A 14,508-nucleotide genomic window follows, 5' to 3' on the forward strand; every position below is an offset into this window, starting at 1 on the left:
TTTCTGCTTTCGCCGCCCGTTGTGTATGGCTTGAAAATGCTGAACGTGGATGTTTTCGTGTTGATCGGTTTTACCCTTCCCGCATCCATTGGGTTATTTTTTGTATTGATAAAACCGCAAATGGGTATTGCAATGATTCCCTTTTGGCTGGTAAAGGCATATCAACAAAAGGTAAATTGAAACAGGCGTTTCGAACTTTTATGCCAGTCACAATTGCGTTGGCTTTGTCCTTTTTGCTGTTTGAAATTGTGGCTGTCCGGCAAACGGCGGATCTGCTGGTATCTTTTTTGGGTACCCGGTTTATGGCCCTGGGCTATTCAATTGGCGTGGTTTACTGGCGCTTGCCTGCAGAGACCTACGCGACGATTTTACGATGGCAGCATCTCCTTTCCTTTCGCCTTATCTGGCTTATCATTCGCATGGGTAAGCGTTCTGGCTGGATTAATAGGCATACCGATTTTGAATTTATGATTGCAGTTGGGCAATGGTTTGAGCGGCTCTTTAAAGCGTTGGGATTTACGTAAGGATAAACTTCTAAAACAATGAAAACAACTTTTGGCACACAAACCATTGAAATCAGTCCATTGGGCGATGATTACGTTGCCGTGATGGATGGCAAAAGAATCCTTGTTGAAATCGTCCGCGTGGATGCAGGGCAGGGGCGTATGGATTTACGCTTCACGGAACTTTCAGAATCGATCCCGTCCAGGAACCGATCTGTTTCCGATTACGTTTCTTCGGATATGGCGAAGAGATGGGTGACGATTAACGGCACACGATCGTGCTCACGGAAACATCGGGCGCAAAACAAGGCGTCAGACACGATCATGCCGGGGGATTGATCGCCCCGATTGCCAGGTCAGGTGCGAAGCGTTGCTGTGGGTGTGGGAGATGTCGTGAAGAAAGGTCAAACTTTTACTTGATGGAAGCCATGAAGATGGAAATCCGCATTCAGGCTTTGAAAGACGGAACGGTAAAAACTCTGCACGTTTCGCAGGGACAGACTGTGGAGCGCGAACAGATCTTGATCGAAATGGAGGATTGATGGCTGGTAAATATTTCGAAGATCTGGAAGTAGGGATGCATTTCAAACATTCGGCGGGGCGCACAGTGACCGAAATGGACAACGTGCTGTTCTCGTCGCTGACGATGAATACCCAGCCGCTGCATGTGAACGAGGATTTTGCCGCGAACACGGAATTCGGTCAGCGCATCGTGAACGGGATTTTCACGCTCGGGCTGGTGGTGAAGTTGACGGTGGCTGAATTGAGCGAAGGGACGATCATTGCCAACTTGGGGTATGACAAAGGTGGTGCATCCCAACCCGACTTTTCACAACGATACGATCTACGCCGAGACCGAGGTGCTTGAAAAACGCGAGTCGAAATCGCGCTCGAATGCGGGGATCGTAAAATTTAGGCACACCTGGGCAAAAAATCGGATGGTACGATTGTGGTTCAATTTGAACGAAGTGCAATGTTCTTGAAGAAAGGTCAGCGCCTCGACTTTTTGCCAAGATCCGAAAGCCAATCTTACGACCTGTAACTTTCAACCTTCAACCTTGAACCTTGAACCTGTAACTGGAGACCTCATGCACTCACGACGCGCACTGCTTTACATGCCAGGCGATAACTGGAAGATGATCACGAAATCCATCACGCTGGGTGTGGATCCGATTTGCATGGATATGGGGAAGACGGCACGGCGATCAACAAAAAGGCCGAGGCACGTGAAACCATCGCGAAGGCTTTGCGTGAATTGGATTTCGGCGCCAGCGAAAAACTGGCGCGGATCAATTCGGTTGGCTCGGGTTGGGAGCAGGATGATATTGATGCGGTTCTGCCGTTTCACCCCGATGGCATCGTGATTCCGAAAGTGGAATCTTTTGAACAGGTGGAATGGGCGAGCCGCATCATCGAAACTGCCGAGTTGAAACATGGCTGGCCTGTGAATTCAGTCCGCGTTTTGATTGGGGTGGAAACAGCGAAGGGGATTTTGAATCTCAAGGAGATCGCGGCGCATCCGCGTTTGGATGCAATCATCTTCGGCGGCGAGGATTTCGCCGCATCGATTGGAGCGGCGCGCACGAGGGATGCGGTTGAGTTGCTGTATGCGCGGCAGGCGGTGATTGTCGCTTGCGCGGCGTTTGATCTTCAACCTATTGATATCGTCACAATTGATTACAAGGATATCGAAGCCTTGCGGGTTGAATCTGAATTTGGTGCGCGGCTCGGCTTTGTTGGCAAGCAGATCATCCACCCTGCGCAAGTAGAGCCTGTGCAAAAAGCATTTACTCCATCGGATGAAGCGATTGCCTACGCAAAACGAATTGTCGAAACGTTTGAAGCGAGTCAAAGAGGGGAAGGGCGCGTATTCATTGGATGGCAAGATGATCGATATGCCCTTGCTGAAGAACGCGAAGAAAGTATTGGAACGTGGGTTGGATCGCGGACTTTAGTCCGCGTTTGATCTGTTATTCGCAGACTAAAGTCTGCGATCCGAGAGAGACAGAAAGAGAAATCCAATGAAATGGTCCACATCCCCGCATCGTCCACCGCACCTTTATGTGGACGATGCCTGGTATTTCATTACTGCCTCCACAGTTAATGCGACAAAGATTCTTTCTACAGATACCCATTTGGATTTGTGGGTTGAAACATCCAAGGAACTTGCGCTCCAATTCAAAATAAAACTGGTTTCATGGGTGATTTTGCCAAATCATTATCACATCCTGTTCATACCAGCGAGGGCTGATGAAATAGGCTCTTTTATGAAACGGCTCAATGGAAGCACTTCGCGCAAATTAAATCTCATTGATAATCAATTGGGAAGATCGGTTTGGTATAGTTATTATGATACATGTATGCGCAATGAGCATGATTTCTGGACGAGGTTTAATTATATTCATTGCAATCCAGTCAAACATGGCTATGTAGATGATCCCGAAGAGTGGAGATTTTCCAGTTACTCTTTTACTTGCGCGACGATGGAATCAATGGCTTGCAGATTATGAAAAGAATTCCCGATCTATGATTTGTTCGATGATGATAAATTTTAATTCAGAGCGCGGACTAAAGTCCGCATTCCTCAAGGAAGGTAAATTTGCTGTCCATTTTTCTGGGTTTACTTGCCGCGCTTGGTTGGGGCGCAGGTGATTTCACGGGCGGTATTGCCTCGCGCAAGACGGGAGCGTATCGCACTGTCTTATATGGCGAGGTCATTGGTATTTTTGTTTTATTCTTCGTCATTGCGATTTTTTCCGAACCGATCCCTGATCTGCGCTCATGGATGTTTGCCATGCTGGCGGGGGCGCTTGGCACATTGGGGCTGGTACTGCTTTATCATGCCATGACTCTTGGTTTGATGAGCATTGCCACTCCCGTTTCCGCTTTGCTGGCGGCGGCGCTTCCCGTTGTCGTTGGCATTTTCCGTGAAGGTCTGCCCGCGTGGACCACTTTCATCGGATTCGGATTCGCCCTCTTTGCGGTGTGGATGATCTCGCAAGGCGAAGATGGCGTGACCGATATCCTCGCGCATCTCGCCGACTTGAAACTGCCTCTCATCGCAGGCATTGGATTTGGCCTGTACTTTGTTCTCATGCACGAAGCCACGAATACCGGCTCGACCATCTGGCCGATGGTTGCATCGCGCAGCGGCGGCCTGATCCTGATCACGGTTTATATGCTGGTCACTCGTTCTTCATGGAAAGTGGAAGATGCATCTGCGTGGCCGATCATTACGTTGAACGGCATCCTTGATATTTCTGGAAATGTCTTCTTCATCCTTGCGGGTCAAATGGGGCGTTTGGATGTCTCAGCCGTGTTGAGCTCGCTCTTTCCTGGAGCCACGGTCATCCTGGCGTGGATCTTCCTCAAAGAACGGCTTTCCCTCAATCAGTGGATTGGCATTGCCGCCGCCTTGACCGCCATTGTCCTGATGACGATTTGAAAGACGCAGGTCACGTTTTTAACGTGACAGTCACGCTGCTTGAGATGGGCTACAATTATGCTCGCTCATGAATCCATTTACTGAATCAATGTTCGTGTTGTTCGCCATCCTGACCATCGGCGCGTGGATCGGTCAATGGTCGTGGCGTGGCATTTCGCTTGGGACGGCGGGCGTGTTGTTTGCCGCACTGGTCTTCGGTCACTTCGGCTTGAGCATCCCCAAAGAAGTGATGGACTTCGGCTTGATCCTGTTTGTCTACTCGGTTGGGTTGACGGCGGGACCAAGCTTTTTTCGTACCTTTCGTCGGCGCGGGATGCAATTCGTTGTCCTGGCGATTGTGATCGTCGGAAGCGGTGCGTTATTAACTGCGCTGGCTGCATATTTATTGAAGTTATCTCCTGCTCTTGCGGCGGGGTTATACACTGGCGCGATGACATGCACCCCCGCACTGGCCTCCGTACTCGATAGTCTGCATCGCATCGCGCCCGATGAGGCCGCGCTTGCATCGGTTGGCTATGGCGTTGCCTATCCGTTCAGCATGATTAGCATCGTGCTGATCATACAGTTTTTGCCGACCCTGCTCAAACGTCCGGTCAAGATCGAGGAGGGGCAATGGCTCGCTGAAAAGGAAGTCGAATCTCCGGGGTTGGTCGCGCACCAGTTCCGCATTACCAATCCAAATTGTGATGGAAGAACCGTTGCGGAGGTGAATCCGCGTCGGCTGGCACACGTCAATCTTTCGCGCGTCAAACATGGTGACCGCGTTTTTGCCGCCACACCTGAAACGGTTTTATATCTCGGCGATATCGTGATGGCAGTCGGTTCCGCTGACGAGTTGGACAAAATGACCTTGCTGCTTGGCGAGCGCACCGATGAACGCATGGATGTCAATGCGGAAGTATTGAGCGTGGATGTGGAAGTGATGGACGAATCACTAACCGGCAAAACGCTGGCACACATGCGCGTGTGGGAACAGTTCACGGTGGTGATCACGCGCATTCGCCGTCAGGGGCTGGAGATCGTGCCGCATGGCCGTGTGACCCTTGAAATGGGCGATGGCATTCGCGTGGTGGGTGAGAAGTCGGCGGTGGAATCATTTGTTGCGCGCGCGCAGGGTTCGCCGCGCCGCGCAAGTGAAACCAGCATGACCGCCTATCTTTTTGGATTATTGATCGGTGTGTTGATCGGATTGATCCCCGTGCCGGTCGGTGAAGGCGTGACCGTGAAACTGGGGATGGCGGGCGGAGTCTTTCTGACCAGTTTGCTGATCGGCCACTTCGGCAGGATCGGCCCGTTTCGACTCTACGTTCCGCCTGCTGCTAAAAATCTGACGCGTGAACTTGGCCTGATGCTTTTTCTCGCAGGCGCAGGCACGAACGCAGGCGCGCATCTCGTGGATGTATTGCAAGATCAAGGCTGGGTTTTGTTGGTTGCGGGCGCGAGCATCACATTGCTTTCCGCGCTGGCTGGCTTGATCGTGATGATGAAAGTTTATAAACTGAATTTGCTCTCTGCCATGGGATCGTTGACCGCCGCCATGACCAATCCGCCTGCGCTGGCTTCCGCCAATAATCAAACCGAAACGGATCTGCCTTCGATTGCCTACGCCAGTACCTACCCTGTTGCGTTGATCTTCAAGATTCTTCTTGCACAGGCATTGGTTGAGCTTCTTGGCAGGCTGTTGTGATTTGGAGTGCAATGTTGCCAGGCGTTGCACAGATCGGAATTTTCCATGAACATACTGATGGTACTTGCTCTTGTCTTTGCCGCGCTTGAGGCGCTGGCCTTGTGGAAGTATTGGCATCGTTTGGAATATCTCGCCAAACCTGCTGTGATGGTTGTCCTGTTCATCTGGCTGTTGACATCGGTTGGAATGAATGGAGCATTGATCTGGTTCGGGCTGGGAATCCTTTTTTCGCTTCTTGGTGATGTGCTGTTAATGATCTCGCTCGACCGCATGTTTTTACCTGGATTGGTGGCCTTTTTGCTGGCGCATGTCGCCTACGTGATCGGATTTAATATTCCCCTGCCGTTATTCTCGGCATGGAGCCTGATCTTCGCTTTCATGGTTGGTTTGGGCGGCACGCGGATCATCCGCCGCATTGTCGATTCTCTTGCCTCGAGCGGAAATGCGCGTATGCGCATACCGATCCTGATCTACAGCCTTGTCATTTCGCTGATGCTGCTTTCCGCCATGATGAAACTGACCGACATCACGTGGAGTGCGAACGCTTCTGCGCTGGTCAGTTTGGGAGCGTTGCTGTTTTATCTCTCTGACATTGTCCTCGCCTGGAATAAATTCGTCGCCCCCATCCAGCATGGACGGATCTACAATATCGGTTTGTATCACCTCGGTCAGATTACTTTGATCGCGGGTGTGATTATGCAATTCAGCTAACGAGTCTTGAGCGAAGTCGAAGGACATTCATGTAAGAAACAAAGGCAGGCAAAATGCAATCGATCCTCGTGATTATCGTTATTGGGCTTATCGGTGGAATGGCGGTTGGTTTGCAGGCGCCCATGTCCAGCATAATTAGCCAGCGGTTGGGCGTGCTGGAAAGTATTTTTATCATCCACCTTGGCGGCGCTCTCGCGGTATTGCTTCCGCTTTTGTATTTTGGCGGGGGAAAGCTGGGCAATTGGCGGACCGTCCCCTGGTATGCGCTGTGTGCCGGGGCTTTCGGCCTCGTGGTGATCTTTTCGATGAGCTACATGATTCCGCGCATTGGCGTTGCCACCGCATTGATCATCCTCCTGGCGGGACAGATATTCATCGGCTCCATCCTCGATCATTTTGGGTTGTTGGGTGCGGCGGTGCGGCCATTGGATCTCACCCGTGTGCTTGGACTGGGAGTGGTGTTGGCGGGGGTGTGGCTGGCGATGAAATAGCTCCCCATTACTTTTGACCCATATCACCTGCTCCTGTGATTCGTATAATCGCGAAAAATTATTTCACAGGAGTTTTCTTTTCATGTATAGCTATCCCCTCAAATTTGAATTTCCGATGATCAGCCTTGGCCGCCAGATGGATGTGAAGAACGGTGACGGCGGTTTCATCATGCGCATTTCAGACCCCTTTATTGCCTTCAAAGATGAAATGACTGTCATCAACGGCAAAGGCAGTACGGTAATGAAGGCGAAGGGAGATACTTCCTTCCGCTTTTTGTTCCAATTTGCAAGCACCTCCACCAGTTGGAATATCGTGGATAGTTCAGAGAAGACGGTTGCATGGGTGACCAATTATTGGGCGCGCATGGAAGAGTTCAAAGATGTGCATGTTGAGTCACCCTCAGGCATCGGTTCGGATGGACGGGCGGATATTGCCGGTGTGCTCGGGAATGTCGCCGCAAATATGTTCAATAACAAGGTCAGCCAGTCTTTGCCCAGCAGACTTGTTTATAAGATCACAGACAGTGAGTATGGAAATGTAATGGGTTGGGTGGTACCTTCACGAGGCACGGGTTGGTTCGACTTCCTGCCCTATTCCACCCGCATTCAAATTTTGAATCTGCCTTTTGCGGCGCGTGCTTATGCCCCTTCCTATGAATTCAAACTTGGGAATTTATATAGCCCGACAGTGCTCAAATTGCAAAAACAGCGCGATTTGCTGGTGGATAAATATACGCTGGAAAAGACCGGTGACTTGGGCGATGCCAATGAGCGCTGGGCCGTCCCTGCTCTGTCGCTGGTTGCCATGTTCGAACGCCAGCGCGTCAAAGAAATGGCTGATTGGTAAATCGACAAAGTGTAAAAACAAAGCCCGCCCGCGAAACTCTCGGGGCGGGCCTTTTTCGATGAAACAGAATCAATTCGCGGCTTCGCAAGAATCGCTTATTTACTCCAGCGTCACAATATATTTATGGATCAGGTGTGAATATTGATTCTGCAATCGAATGAAATGATTGTTGATCGCATCCGTTTCGGCGCCATCGGGAGCGAGGTATCTTCCGCGTTCCACGCCGCTGCGGGCGATCTCACGGCATACGGCCTCGGTGATCAACTCTGCCAAAAGCACCTGTCCTTGAACCGTTGTGTCCAATCGATTTTGTTTATCGAGATAGAGTTTTACCGAAGGCGCGGCAGTGGCGATGACAATGCTCGAATTCACGCGATCAAAATATACGCGCTGACGCGGGTCGGTGCGGTCGTCGAAGTGAATGTCGGTGAACAGGGCATTGCTGCTTCTTGATGGCGCAATGGTCATCGTTTCTTTTTTCGAGCGGACCTGCACCAATGCCTGCGCTCTTTGTTTTCCGATGTAGGCGGTTACCAGACCTTCACTGCCCACCTGCCTGCCTTCCACGCGGATATGCGCCCGCCCAACACTGTCATCAGTTTTATGCGGCTGAATGACAACCTGTTGATTTAACACAATGATCTCGGGGCTGTTGGAGATCACTGTGATGGTTGATCCCAGCCGCGCTTTTTCAGATAGCTGTACAAACAAATTCAGCGAAACCGTTTGCCCCGTTTGCACATACACCCGCTCGGGGAAGAATCCGATTCCCGATGGCGGCAGGTCCACCCGCTTTTGATCGCCGTCATCCCGTCTGTCACTGAGTTCACTCAAAGCGATCGTATTTAATTCATGCAAGGCGTGATCTATTTTTTGGCGGAATTGTTTATCGAGATGGGTTTGCTCATCTTGAACGGCATGCTTGCGTTCCGCTTCAATGAGCGGATCCAGTTTACTTTCCACTGCCAGTTTCAGCGCCTTCGCAAACGGATGCGACCAGTTGATGCCGTCACGGGTGGCGGTCAGCACGGGTTCGTCATTCTTCAAAAGGTCATGCAGATGATCGCACTGGATCGAGCCGTAGAAATACCCGGCGTACGGGTCATTCTCAAACTTGAGCATGGTCAACGATACAACCGTTGCTCTGCTGATGACCAGCAGTCCGCCATCGGCATAATCGCCTTCTTCGCCTCGTGTTGATAATTGGATAGCCGACCTGAACACTTCCAACTTCGCCGTGGCAGGATACCCTTCGATCTTGATCTTCTCATTGAGGACTTTCTCGCCTCGCGGTGACTTGTAGCTGAGTACGTGCTCATGGCGAATTTTCTCCGCTGACGGAATATCCCTGAGAATGATCTTGCGCTTGGGGTTGCTCATGATCGGACGAAGCTCGAAATGCCGCTGCAAATAATTGCGGAAGTTATCGAACTGCGGCACTTTCACATCGTCGCGCGAGACAATGATCTCAAGAATGGTGCCGTTGCCTTCGGAGATTCCGTATTTTTCACGCAGGGGAACTGTGGCGCGTATGGGCATCTCCAACTCGAAGGTGGGTATCCCATTTTTGAGCAGGAGCGAACACGAATAAAAATAAGCGCCCTTGAATGAGTGCACGGATCCATAGCCCAAACCGAAAATGGAATCTTTTAATCCGCGTCCCCACATGCCGCGGACGTGTTTATCTTCCTTCAATCCGCTGGTGGCTTCGCCGTAGGTGCCGACCACCTTGTCCATGCGGGTGTCGGTCATGCCTTCGGCGCGGTCTGTGATGCGGATGATGGAGTTTTTGTGCTTTCTTTGAATATCAATGATGATCTCGCCGCTGACTTTCAGGCCTGCATGCTCAAGCCGTGAATAACTATCGTTGGAATTGGTGATGATCTCCACGAGTGCGCGCAAAACATCCTTGCGTATCGCCTGGTCGGCTTGTTGAAGCGCCACCCGGTCGGCGTATTGTAATTTGCGACTGCCTGCCATTAATAAAAACCTTTCTCTCTCTACTTCTTTTTAACGATCTTCTTTGCGAGACCTGGTTTCAACAACGTCTCAAAAGACATCTCGCAATATCCAAGGAATGTAAGCAAGTCCTGACGTTCATGAATGCGGGCATAGCCTTTGAAGAGTTCTACATTCCTTGTCAGCGTTTCGCTTGAAGATTCCATCGTGCATAACAGCAGACTTCTGAAATCGAATTCGCTGATTCTCGATTCTTTGCCGTTCTTTTTGTACAGGCGATAGGCATCCGAGGCTTCCATGGAACGGACGAATTTTGCGGCACGCACTTTTTCTTCGCGAGAGGCCTGGGGCTTTGAAGGTTGTACTTCCTTCGCCTTCACAGGCTGAATGATGACAGCAGGCTGAATCGGTGTCGAAACGGTTTTTGCCTTTTTCGTGGGGGCGGCTGGTTTCTTTTCGGAGGCTCGGACAGGCTTCGGCGTTGGAACAGGTTCCGCCTTTTTTGTATCCAGCAATGTGAGTTGGACCGCCTGGGGGTTTTACGGTCGGCTTTTTATGCGTTTGAGTCGGCGGGGGAATGGCTGCTTTCTCCGCAGGTGTGGGGGATGGCTTTGCCGCTTTTTCAACAGGAATGGTTTGGGGTGTTGGGGTTGTTTCTGCCTTCTTTTCTTTTACAGGGGGGATAATTATCTTTTTGGGTTTGACCACTCCAAGCGCCCTGGCGACTCTTTCTGCGACCCTGATCCCTTTGACCGTTAATTTGAATCCAAAGTCTGTGTTCGCCGCAATGTAGCCTTTGCCCCGGCAATCGCTCACACGCCTGCTGACCACGGCTGAATCGGGCCAGCGTGAATATTTTTGAGGCCGAATTTGTGCGGGAACAGCAGAAAACAGCCAAAGACCACATCTTCCATTCTGACTTCGATGCCATGTTCAAGTAAATAATGAACAGAGTAAATAATGAGATTAATGGATGATATCTTGGAGTAAATGGCGTGATCGAATTTTGGAAGGCTTTTTCTCTTGAGTTTGCGTGAGCCAGAGGCTTTGGCTGTCATTATTTTCTGGTTCTCTTTCATTGTTTTGAGCAGTGTCCTGCCGAATATACTACACTATTTTTATTGTGTTGAAACAATTGTGTGGCAAATTGCAGAATAAAACCCGCGCAGGAAGCTCGAAGGTGCTTTTGCCAGAAGCTGCGGCTCGGAAAACCCTGCATGTGGAGCAAGGTTGCGGTAGGTCTCGAAGGTCAGCGGATACGGCACCCATAGGTTGCCTGCATCCACGTTGTATTCAACGAGCAGGAGCGTTCCGTTTGTTTTTAGATAGGTGCCGACCTGCCGCAATACTTTTCCTTGTCTTTGAAAAGTGCAGGGAGTTTGCCATCACGATGCCGTCGAGTGCGGTGAGGTTGAGCGTTCGCGAAAAATCGCCGATGACGAGATCCAGATTTTGCGAATTGCCGAAGCGGGCGCGGTATCCCTGTGCCAGTTTGTTGAGGCTGGAACGGTCTTTGTCCACGGCGTAGATCTTTGCGGCGGGACCGGTCAGCTCTCGCAGGGCGAATGTAAAAGCACCAGAACCAGCTCCGAGGTCCGCCCAGGAGCCGCCGGGTTTAATATCCGCAGGCTTTAATAAATTAACGTGGTCGTTGTGATCCATGCCGAGATGGTATCATACCCCATCCCATTTTTTGCAAGGACAGGTATGGATTCTCAAATAAATAAAACACCAGGGGAACGCCGCGACCCGTATGCGGCTTTGCGTTTTCTTGATTTTCGATTGCTGCTCGCGGGGCGCTTTATCACTTCCTTCGGTTCTGAAATGGTTTCTTTCGCGATCGCATGGGAGTTATGGCTGCGCACGGATAGCGCATTCGCATTGGGGCTGGTTGGGTTGGTGCAGGTTGTTCCGGTGATCTTGTTATCACTGCCTGCAGGGCATGTGGCCGATCAATATAACCGCAGGCGAATCGTGTTCCTTTCACAGTTGACCATGGGACTGTGCGCACTGGGGCTGGCGTTCCTTTCATATACTCAGGGCTCGCTCGTGTTGGTTTACTTGTGTTTATTTGGCATGGGGATTTCACGCGCGTTCAATGATCCCGCATCTTCCACGCTGGTGCCTGAGACCGTGCCCGCGCATCTTTTTTCAAGCGCCGCAACCTGGAACAGCGGCACATGGCATATCGCCTCCATTGTGGGGCCAGCCGTTGCGGGGCTCGTTGTGGCGTTGGCTGGAAATGTCACTTATATTTATTTATTCGACGCTGTCGGCGCGGTCACTTTCACGGTTTTGTTGAGCATGATCAAAGGCAAACAATTGCCGCTCGCCCGCAAATCGGCGACATGGTCATCGCTGGTGGAAGGTTTTCGATTCATGCGCGATACAAAAGTGATTCTCGCCGCGATCACACTGGATATGTTCGCCGTTCTATTCGGCGGTGCTGTGGCTTTGCTCCCGATCTATGCGACCGATATTTTGAACGTCGGTCCGCAGGGCATGGGCATCATGCGCGCCGCACCGTCCATTGGCGCGTTGTTGATGGCCTTTGCGATCGCGCATTTGCCGCCGATGAAAAACGCGGGAAAGACTTTGCTTTGGGCGGTGGCAGGATTCGGCGCGGCCACGATCATCTTCGGACTTTCAAAATGGTTCCTGCTTTCGGTGCTGATGCTTGCGCTGTTGGGCGGCCTCGATAATATCAGCGTTGTGATCCGCGGTACGCTGCTGCTCACGCACACGCCCGATGAAATGCGCGGACGTATCTCCGGTGTGAACAGTATCTTCATCGGTATTTCCAATGAACTGGGAAGTTTTGAATCGGGGTTTGCCGCCGCACTGTTGGGCCCGGTCATTGCCGTGGTGGGTGGCGGGGTTTGCACGATCCTGATCGTGATAATTGCTGCTAGAATCTGGCCAGAGATGCGTAATTTGAAAACACTCGATGTGCCCGCTCCCGATGTGGAAACTAATTAATCGTATAATCTTCTTAGAGGTGACCCATGATGAACAATCGTCAACTTGCTGATACATTTACCCTGATCGCCAATTTATGTGAGATCAAAGGCGAAGTTATTTATGTGATTCTCGCTTATCGCAAAGCCTCTGAAAATTTAATGACTCTTGGCCGTGAAGCCAGCGAATATTGGAAAGAGGGGAAACTGCGCGAGATCCCCGGTGTGGGCAAAGCCATCGCAGAAAAGATCGATGAATTGCTCACTACAGGCAAACTCGGTTTTTTGGAGAAGCTCAAAGAGGAAATCCCCGCCAGCCTTGCGGATTGGCTGCAAGTGCCCGGGCTTGGCCCGAAAAAGATCGCGCTTATCTGGAAGACGTTAAATATCACGGCTCTTTCTGAACTGGAAACTGCCGCTAAAAACGGACAGCTTCGCGACCTCCCAGGCATGGGCGCCAAATCCGAGACTGCCATTCTGGAAGGCATCGCATCCCTTGCCCGCCGGTCAGGACGGATTCCGCTTGGGCGGGCGTATCCGCTGGCGCAGGAGATCATCAAGACTCTCAAAAAGGTGAAGGGAGTCGTCGCAGCAGAACCAGCTGGCAGCTTAAGAAGGATGCGTTCCACAGTCGGCGATCTCGATATTCTGGTGGCATCCACAAATTCAGCGGCTGTGATGGAAGCATTCATCAATTTACCGGGGGTGAGTCGCGTGCTTGGCAAAGGCGAGACGAAATCATCCATTGAATTTACGGATGGAGTCCGCGCGCAGGTTTGGGTGCATGCGCCTGAAAAGTTTGGCACGGCGCTGCAATATGCGACAGGTTCGAAAGATCATAACGTGCAGTTGCGGCAGATCGCGTTGGCAAAGGGTCTGTCACTTTCAGAGCATTCGCTGACGAAGACCAACGGCAAGGGAGAAATTTTTTGCGCCACCGAAGAGGAGGTGTACGAAACGCTTGGCTTGCCGTGGATTCCTCCTGAATTGCGCGAAGACCACGGCGAAGTGGCGGCGGCAAAGGCGGGAAAACTCCCGAAGTTGATTCAGGTGAAAGACATCAAAGCCGATCTGCAAATGCATTCCAATTGGAGCGATGGAAAATTAACCATGCTCGAAATGGCGCAGGCGGCGATCAAACACGGCTTGAAGGTGATCGCATTCACTGACCATTCCGCGAGCCTGGGTGTGACAGGCGGCTTGAAAATGGAAGATCACAAAAAGCAGGCCGCCGAAATTAAGAAGATCCAAAAACAACTCGGCGATAGCATTTTGATTTTACACGCCAGCGAAGTGGAAATTAAAGCGGATGGCACGCTTGATTATCCCGACGAATTCCTCGCTTCGCTTGACCTTGTGCTGGCATCCATGCATACCAGCTTGCGCCAGCCGCGTGACAAGGTGACCCAGCGCATGATCAACGCGATCCGTAATCCGCATGTGGATATCATCGGTCATCCGACGGGACGGTTGATCCCCGACCGCGAAGGCGCGGACCTCGATATGGAAGCCGTGCTCAATGCCGCCGCTGAGACAGGTGTTGCGTTGGAAATTAACGCACATCCCTCGCGCCTCGACCTCGACGACATGTATGCCCGCCGCGCAAAGGAATTGGGCATCCCCATCAGCATCAACACCGATTCGCATTCCGCCGAAGATTTCGACATGCTTTTCTACGGGGTTGCCACTGCGCGCCGCGCCTGGCTTACGAAAGATGATGTCATCAACACCTGGTCCACGAAAAAGCTGTTGGATTGGTTGAAGAAACGAGGGAAATGAAAGCTTTTCTGAAACCTACTTTTTTGAAGATCATTGTTGCGTTTGTTTTATTTATCGCCTTTAGCTGGCTGTGGCGATTATTTGTCATATCAACCATCTCGGATACTTTTCCGATGGGCTTTCCTTTGC

At 51.2% G+C, this 14,508-nt stretch carries 18 protein-coding genes; 13 read left to right on the forward strand and 5 right to left on the reverse strand.

The window, feature by feature from the left end:
- The 11 genes from IPI86_RS13530 to IPI86_RS13580 form a co-directional block, all read left to right on the forward strand.
- Window positions 1-524 (forward strand): hypothetical protein (locus IPI86_RS13530; RefSeq protein ID WP_345298540.1); only part of this gene is annotated, 524 nt, incomplete at its 5' end.
- Window positions 525-542: 18 nt separating this feature from the next.
- On the forward strand, window positions 543-842 hold the full coding sequence (locus IPI86_RS13535) for a hypothetical protein (RefSeq protein WP_345298541.1): 300 nt from the start codon (window positions 543-545) through the stop codon (window positions 840-842).
- 89 nt (window positions 843-931) lie between these two features.
- Window positions 932-1,045, forward strand: coding sequence for a biotin/lipoyl-containing protein (locus IPI86_RS13540; RefSeq protein ID WP_345298542.1), 114 nt, complete (start codon window positions 932-934; stop codon window positions 1,043-1,045).
- On the forward strand, window positions 1,045-1,371 hold the full coding sequence (locus IPI86_RS13545; RefSeq protein ID WP_345298543.1) for a MaoC family dehydratase: 327 nt from the start codon (window positions 1,045-1,047) through the stop codon (window positions 1,369-1,371). Before IPI86_RS13540 ends, IPI86_RS13545 begins: the two co-directional genes overlap by 1 nt.
- A gap of 306 nt (window positions 1,372-1,677) precedes the next feature.
- A complete protein-coding gene (locus IPI86_RS13550; RefSeq protein WP_345298544.1) occupies window positions 1,678-2,469 on the forward strand; it encodes a CoA ester lyase in 792 nt (263 codons plus the stop codon).
- A gap of 55 nt (window positions 2,470-2,524) precedes the next feature.
- Window positions 2,525-3,013: a transposase gene (locus tag IPI86_RS13555; protein ID WP_345298545.1), complete on the forward strand. Its 489-nt coding sequence runs from the start codon at window positions 2,525-2,527 to the stop codon at window positions 3,011-3,013.
- 89 nt (window positions 3,014-3,102) lie between these two features.
- Window positions 3,103-3,948: a GRP family sugar transporter gene (locus IPI86_RS13560; protein ID WP_345298546.1), complete on the forward strand. Its 846-nt coding sequence runs from the start codon at window positions 3,103-3,105 to the stop codon at window positions 3,946-3,948.
- A gap of 67 nt (window positions 3,949-4,015) precedes the next feature.
- On the forward strand, window positions 4,016-5,635 hold the full coding sequence (locus tag IPI86_RS13565; RefSeq protein WP_345298547.1) for an aspartate:alanine exchanger family transporter: 1,620 nt from the start codon (window positions 4,016-4,018) through the stop codon (window positions 5,633-5,635).
- Window positions 5,636-5,680: 45 nt separating this feature from the next.
- Window positions 5,681-6,346, forward strand: a complete 666-nt coding sequence (locus IPI86_RS13570; RefSeq protein ID WP_345298548.1) for a lysoplasmalogenase — start codon at window positions 5,681-5,683, stop codon at window positions 6,344-6,346.
- A gap of 53 nt (window positions 6,347-6,399) precedes the next feature.
- Window positions 6,400-6,837 (forward strand): DMT family transporter, encoded by a 438-nt coding sequence (locus tag IPI86_RS13575; protein WP_345298549.1) that lies wholly within the window; start codon window positions 6,400-6,402, stop codon window positions 6,835-6,837.
- An 82-nt stretch (window positions 6,838-6,919) separates the two neighbouring features.
- A complete protein-coding gene (locus tag IPI86_RS13580; protein WP_345298550.1) occupies window positions 6,920-7,684 on the forward strand; it encodes a hypothetical protein in 765 nt (254 codons plus the stop codon).
- Between the two features lie 99 nt (window positions 7,685-7,783).
- Here IPI86_RS13580 and IPI86_RS13585 read toward each other — a convergent pair whose 3' ends face one another.
- The 5 genes from IPI86_RS13585 to IPI86_RS13605 all read right to left on the reverse strand — a co-directional run bounded on the left by IPI86_RS13585 (window position 7,784) and on the right by IPI86_RS13605 (window position 11,305).
- Window positions 7,784-9,664 carry a hypothetical protein gene (locus IPI86_RS13585; protein ID WP_345298551.1) on the reverse strand — a complete coding sequence of 627 codons (1,881 nt, stop codon included), beginning with the start codon at window positions 9,662-9,664 and terminating at the stop codon, window positions 7,784-7,786.
- Window positions 9,665-9,684: 20 nt separating this feature from the next.
- Window positions 9,685-10,158, reverse strand: coding sequence for a hypothetical protein (locus tag IPI86_RS13590; RefSeq protein WP_345298552.1), 474 nt, complete (start codon window positions 10,156-10,158; stop codon window positions 9,685-9,687).
- A gap of 297 nt (window positions 10,159-10,455) precedes the next feature.
- Complete coding sequence (locus IPI86_RS13595) at window positions 10,456-10,701, reverse strand: hypothetical protein (protein ID WP_345298553.1); 246 nt, start codon at window positions 10,699-10,701, stop codon at window positions 10,456-10,458.
- Between the two features lie 60 nt (window positions 10,702-10,761).
- Window positions 10,762-10,989 carry a hypothetical protein gene (locus IPI86_RS13600; protein ID WP_345298554.1) on the reverse strand — a complete coding sequence of 76 codons (228 nt, stop codon included), beginning with the start codon at window positions 10,987-10,989 and terminating at the stop codon, window positions 10,762-10,764.
- Window positions 10,937-11,305 carry a class I SAM-dependent methyltransferase gene (locus tag IPI86_RS13605; protein ID WP_345298555.1) on the reverse strand — a complete coding sequence of 123 codons (369 nt, stop codon included), beginning with the start codon at window positions 11,303-11,305 and terminating at the stop codon, window positions 10,937-10,939. The genes IPI86_RS13600 and IPI86_RS13605 overlap by 53 nt, the downstream gene beginning before the upstream one ends.
- Before the next feature lie 45 nt (window positions 11,306-11,350).
- On the opposite strand from IPI86_RS13605, the gene IPI86_RS13610 reads away from it, so the two are divergent.
- A complete protein-coding gene (locus tag IPI86_RS13610; RefSeq protein WP_345298556.1) occupies window positions 11,351-12,622 on the forward strand; it encodes an MFS transporter in 1,272 nt (423 codons plus the stop codon).
- Window positions 12,623-12,648: 26 nt separating this feature from the next.
- Window positions 12,649-14,379, forward strand: coding sequence for a DNA polymerase/3'-5' exonuclease PolX (gene polX / locus IPI86_RS13615; RefSeq protein ID WP_345298557.1), 1,731 nt, complete (start codon window positions 12,649-12,651; stop codon window positions 14,377-14,379).
- Window positions 14,380-14,508: the final 129 nt, after the last annotated feature.

It is taken from the genome of Candidatus Villigracilis affinis (assembly GCF_016705895.1).
In the GTDB taxonomy this organism is placed as follows: domain Bacteria; phylum Chloroflexota; class Anaerolineae; order Anaerolineales; family Villigracilaceae; genus Villigracilis; species Villigracilis affinis.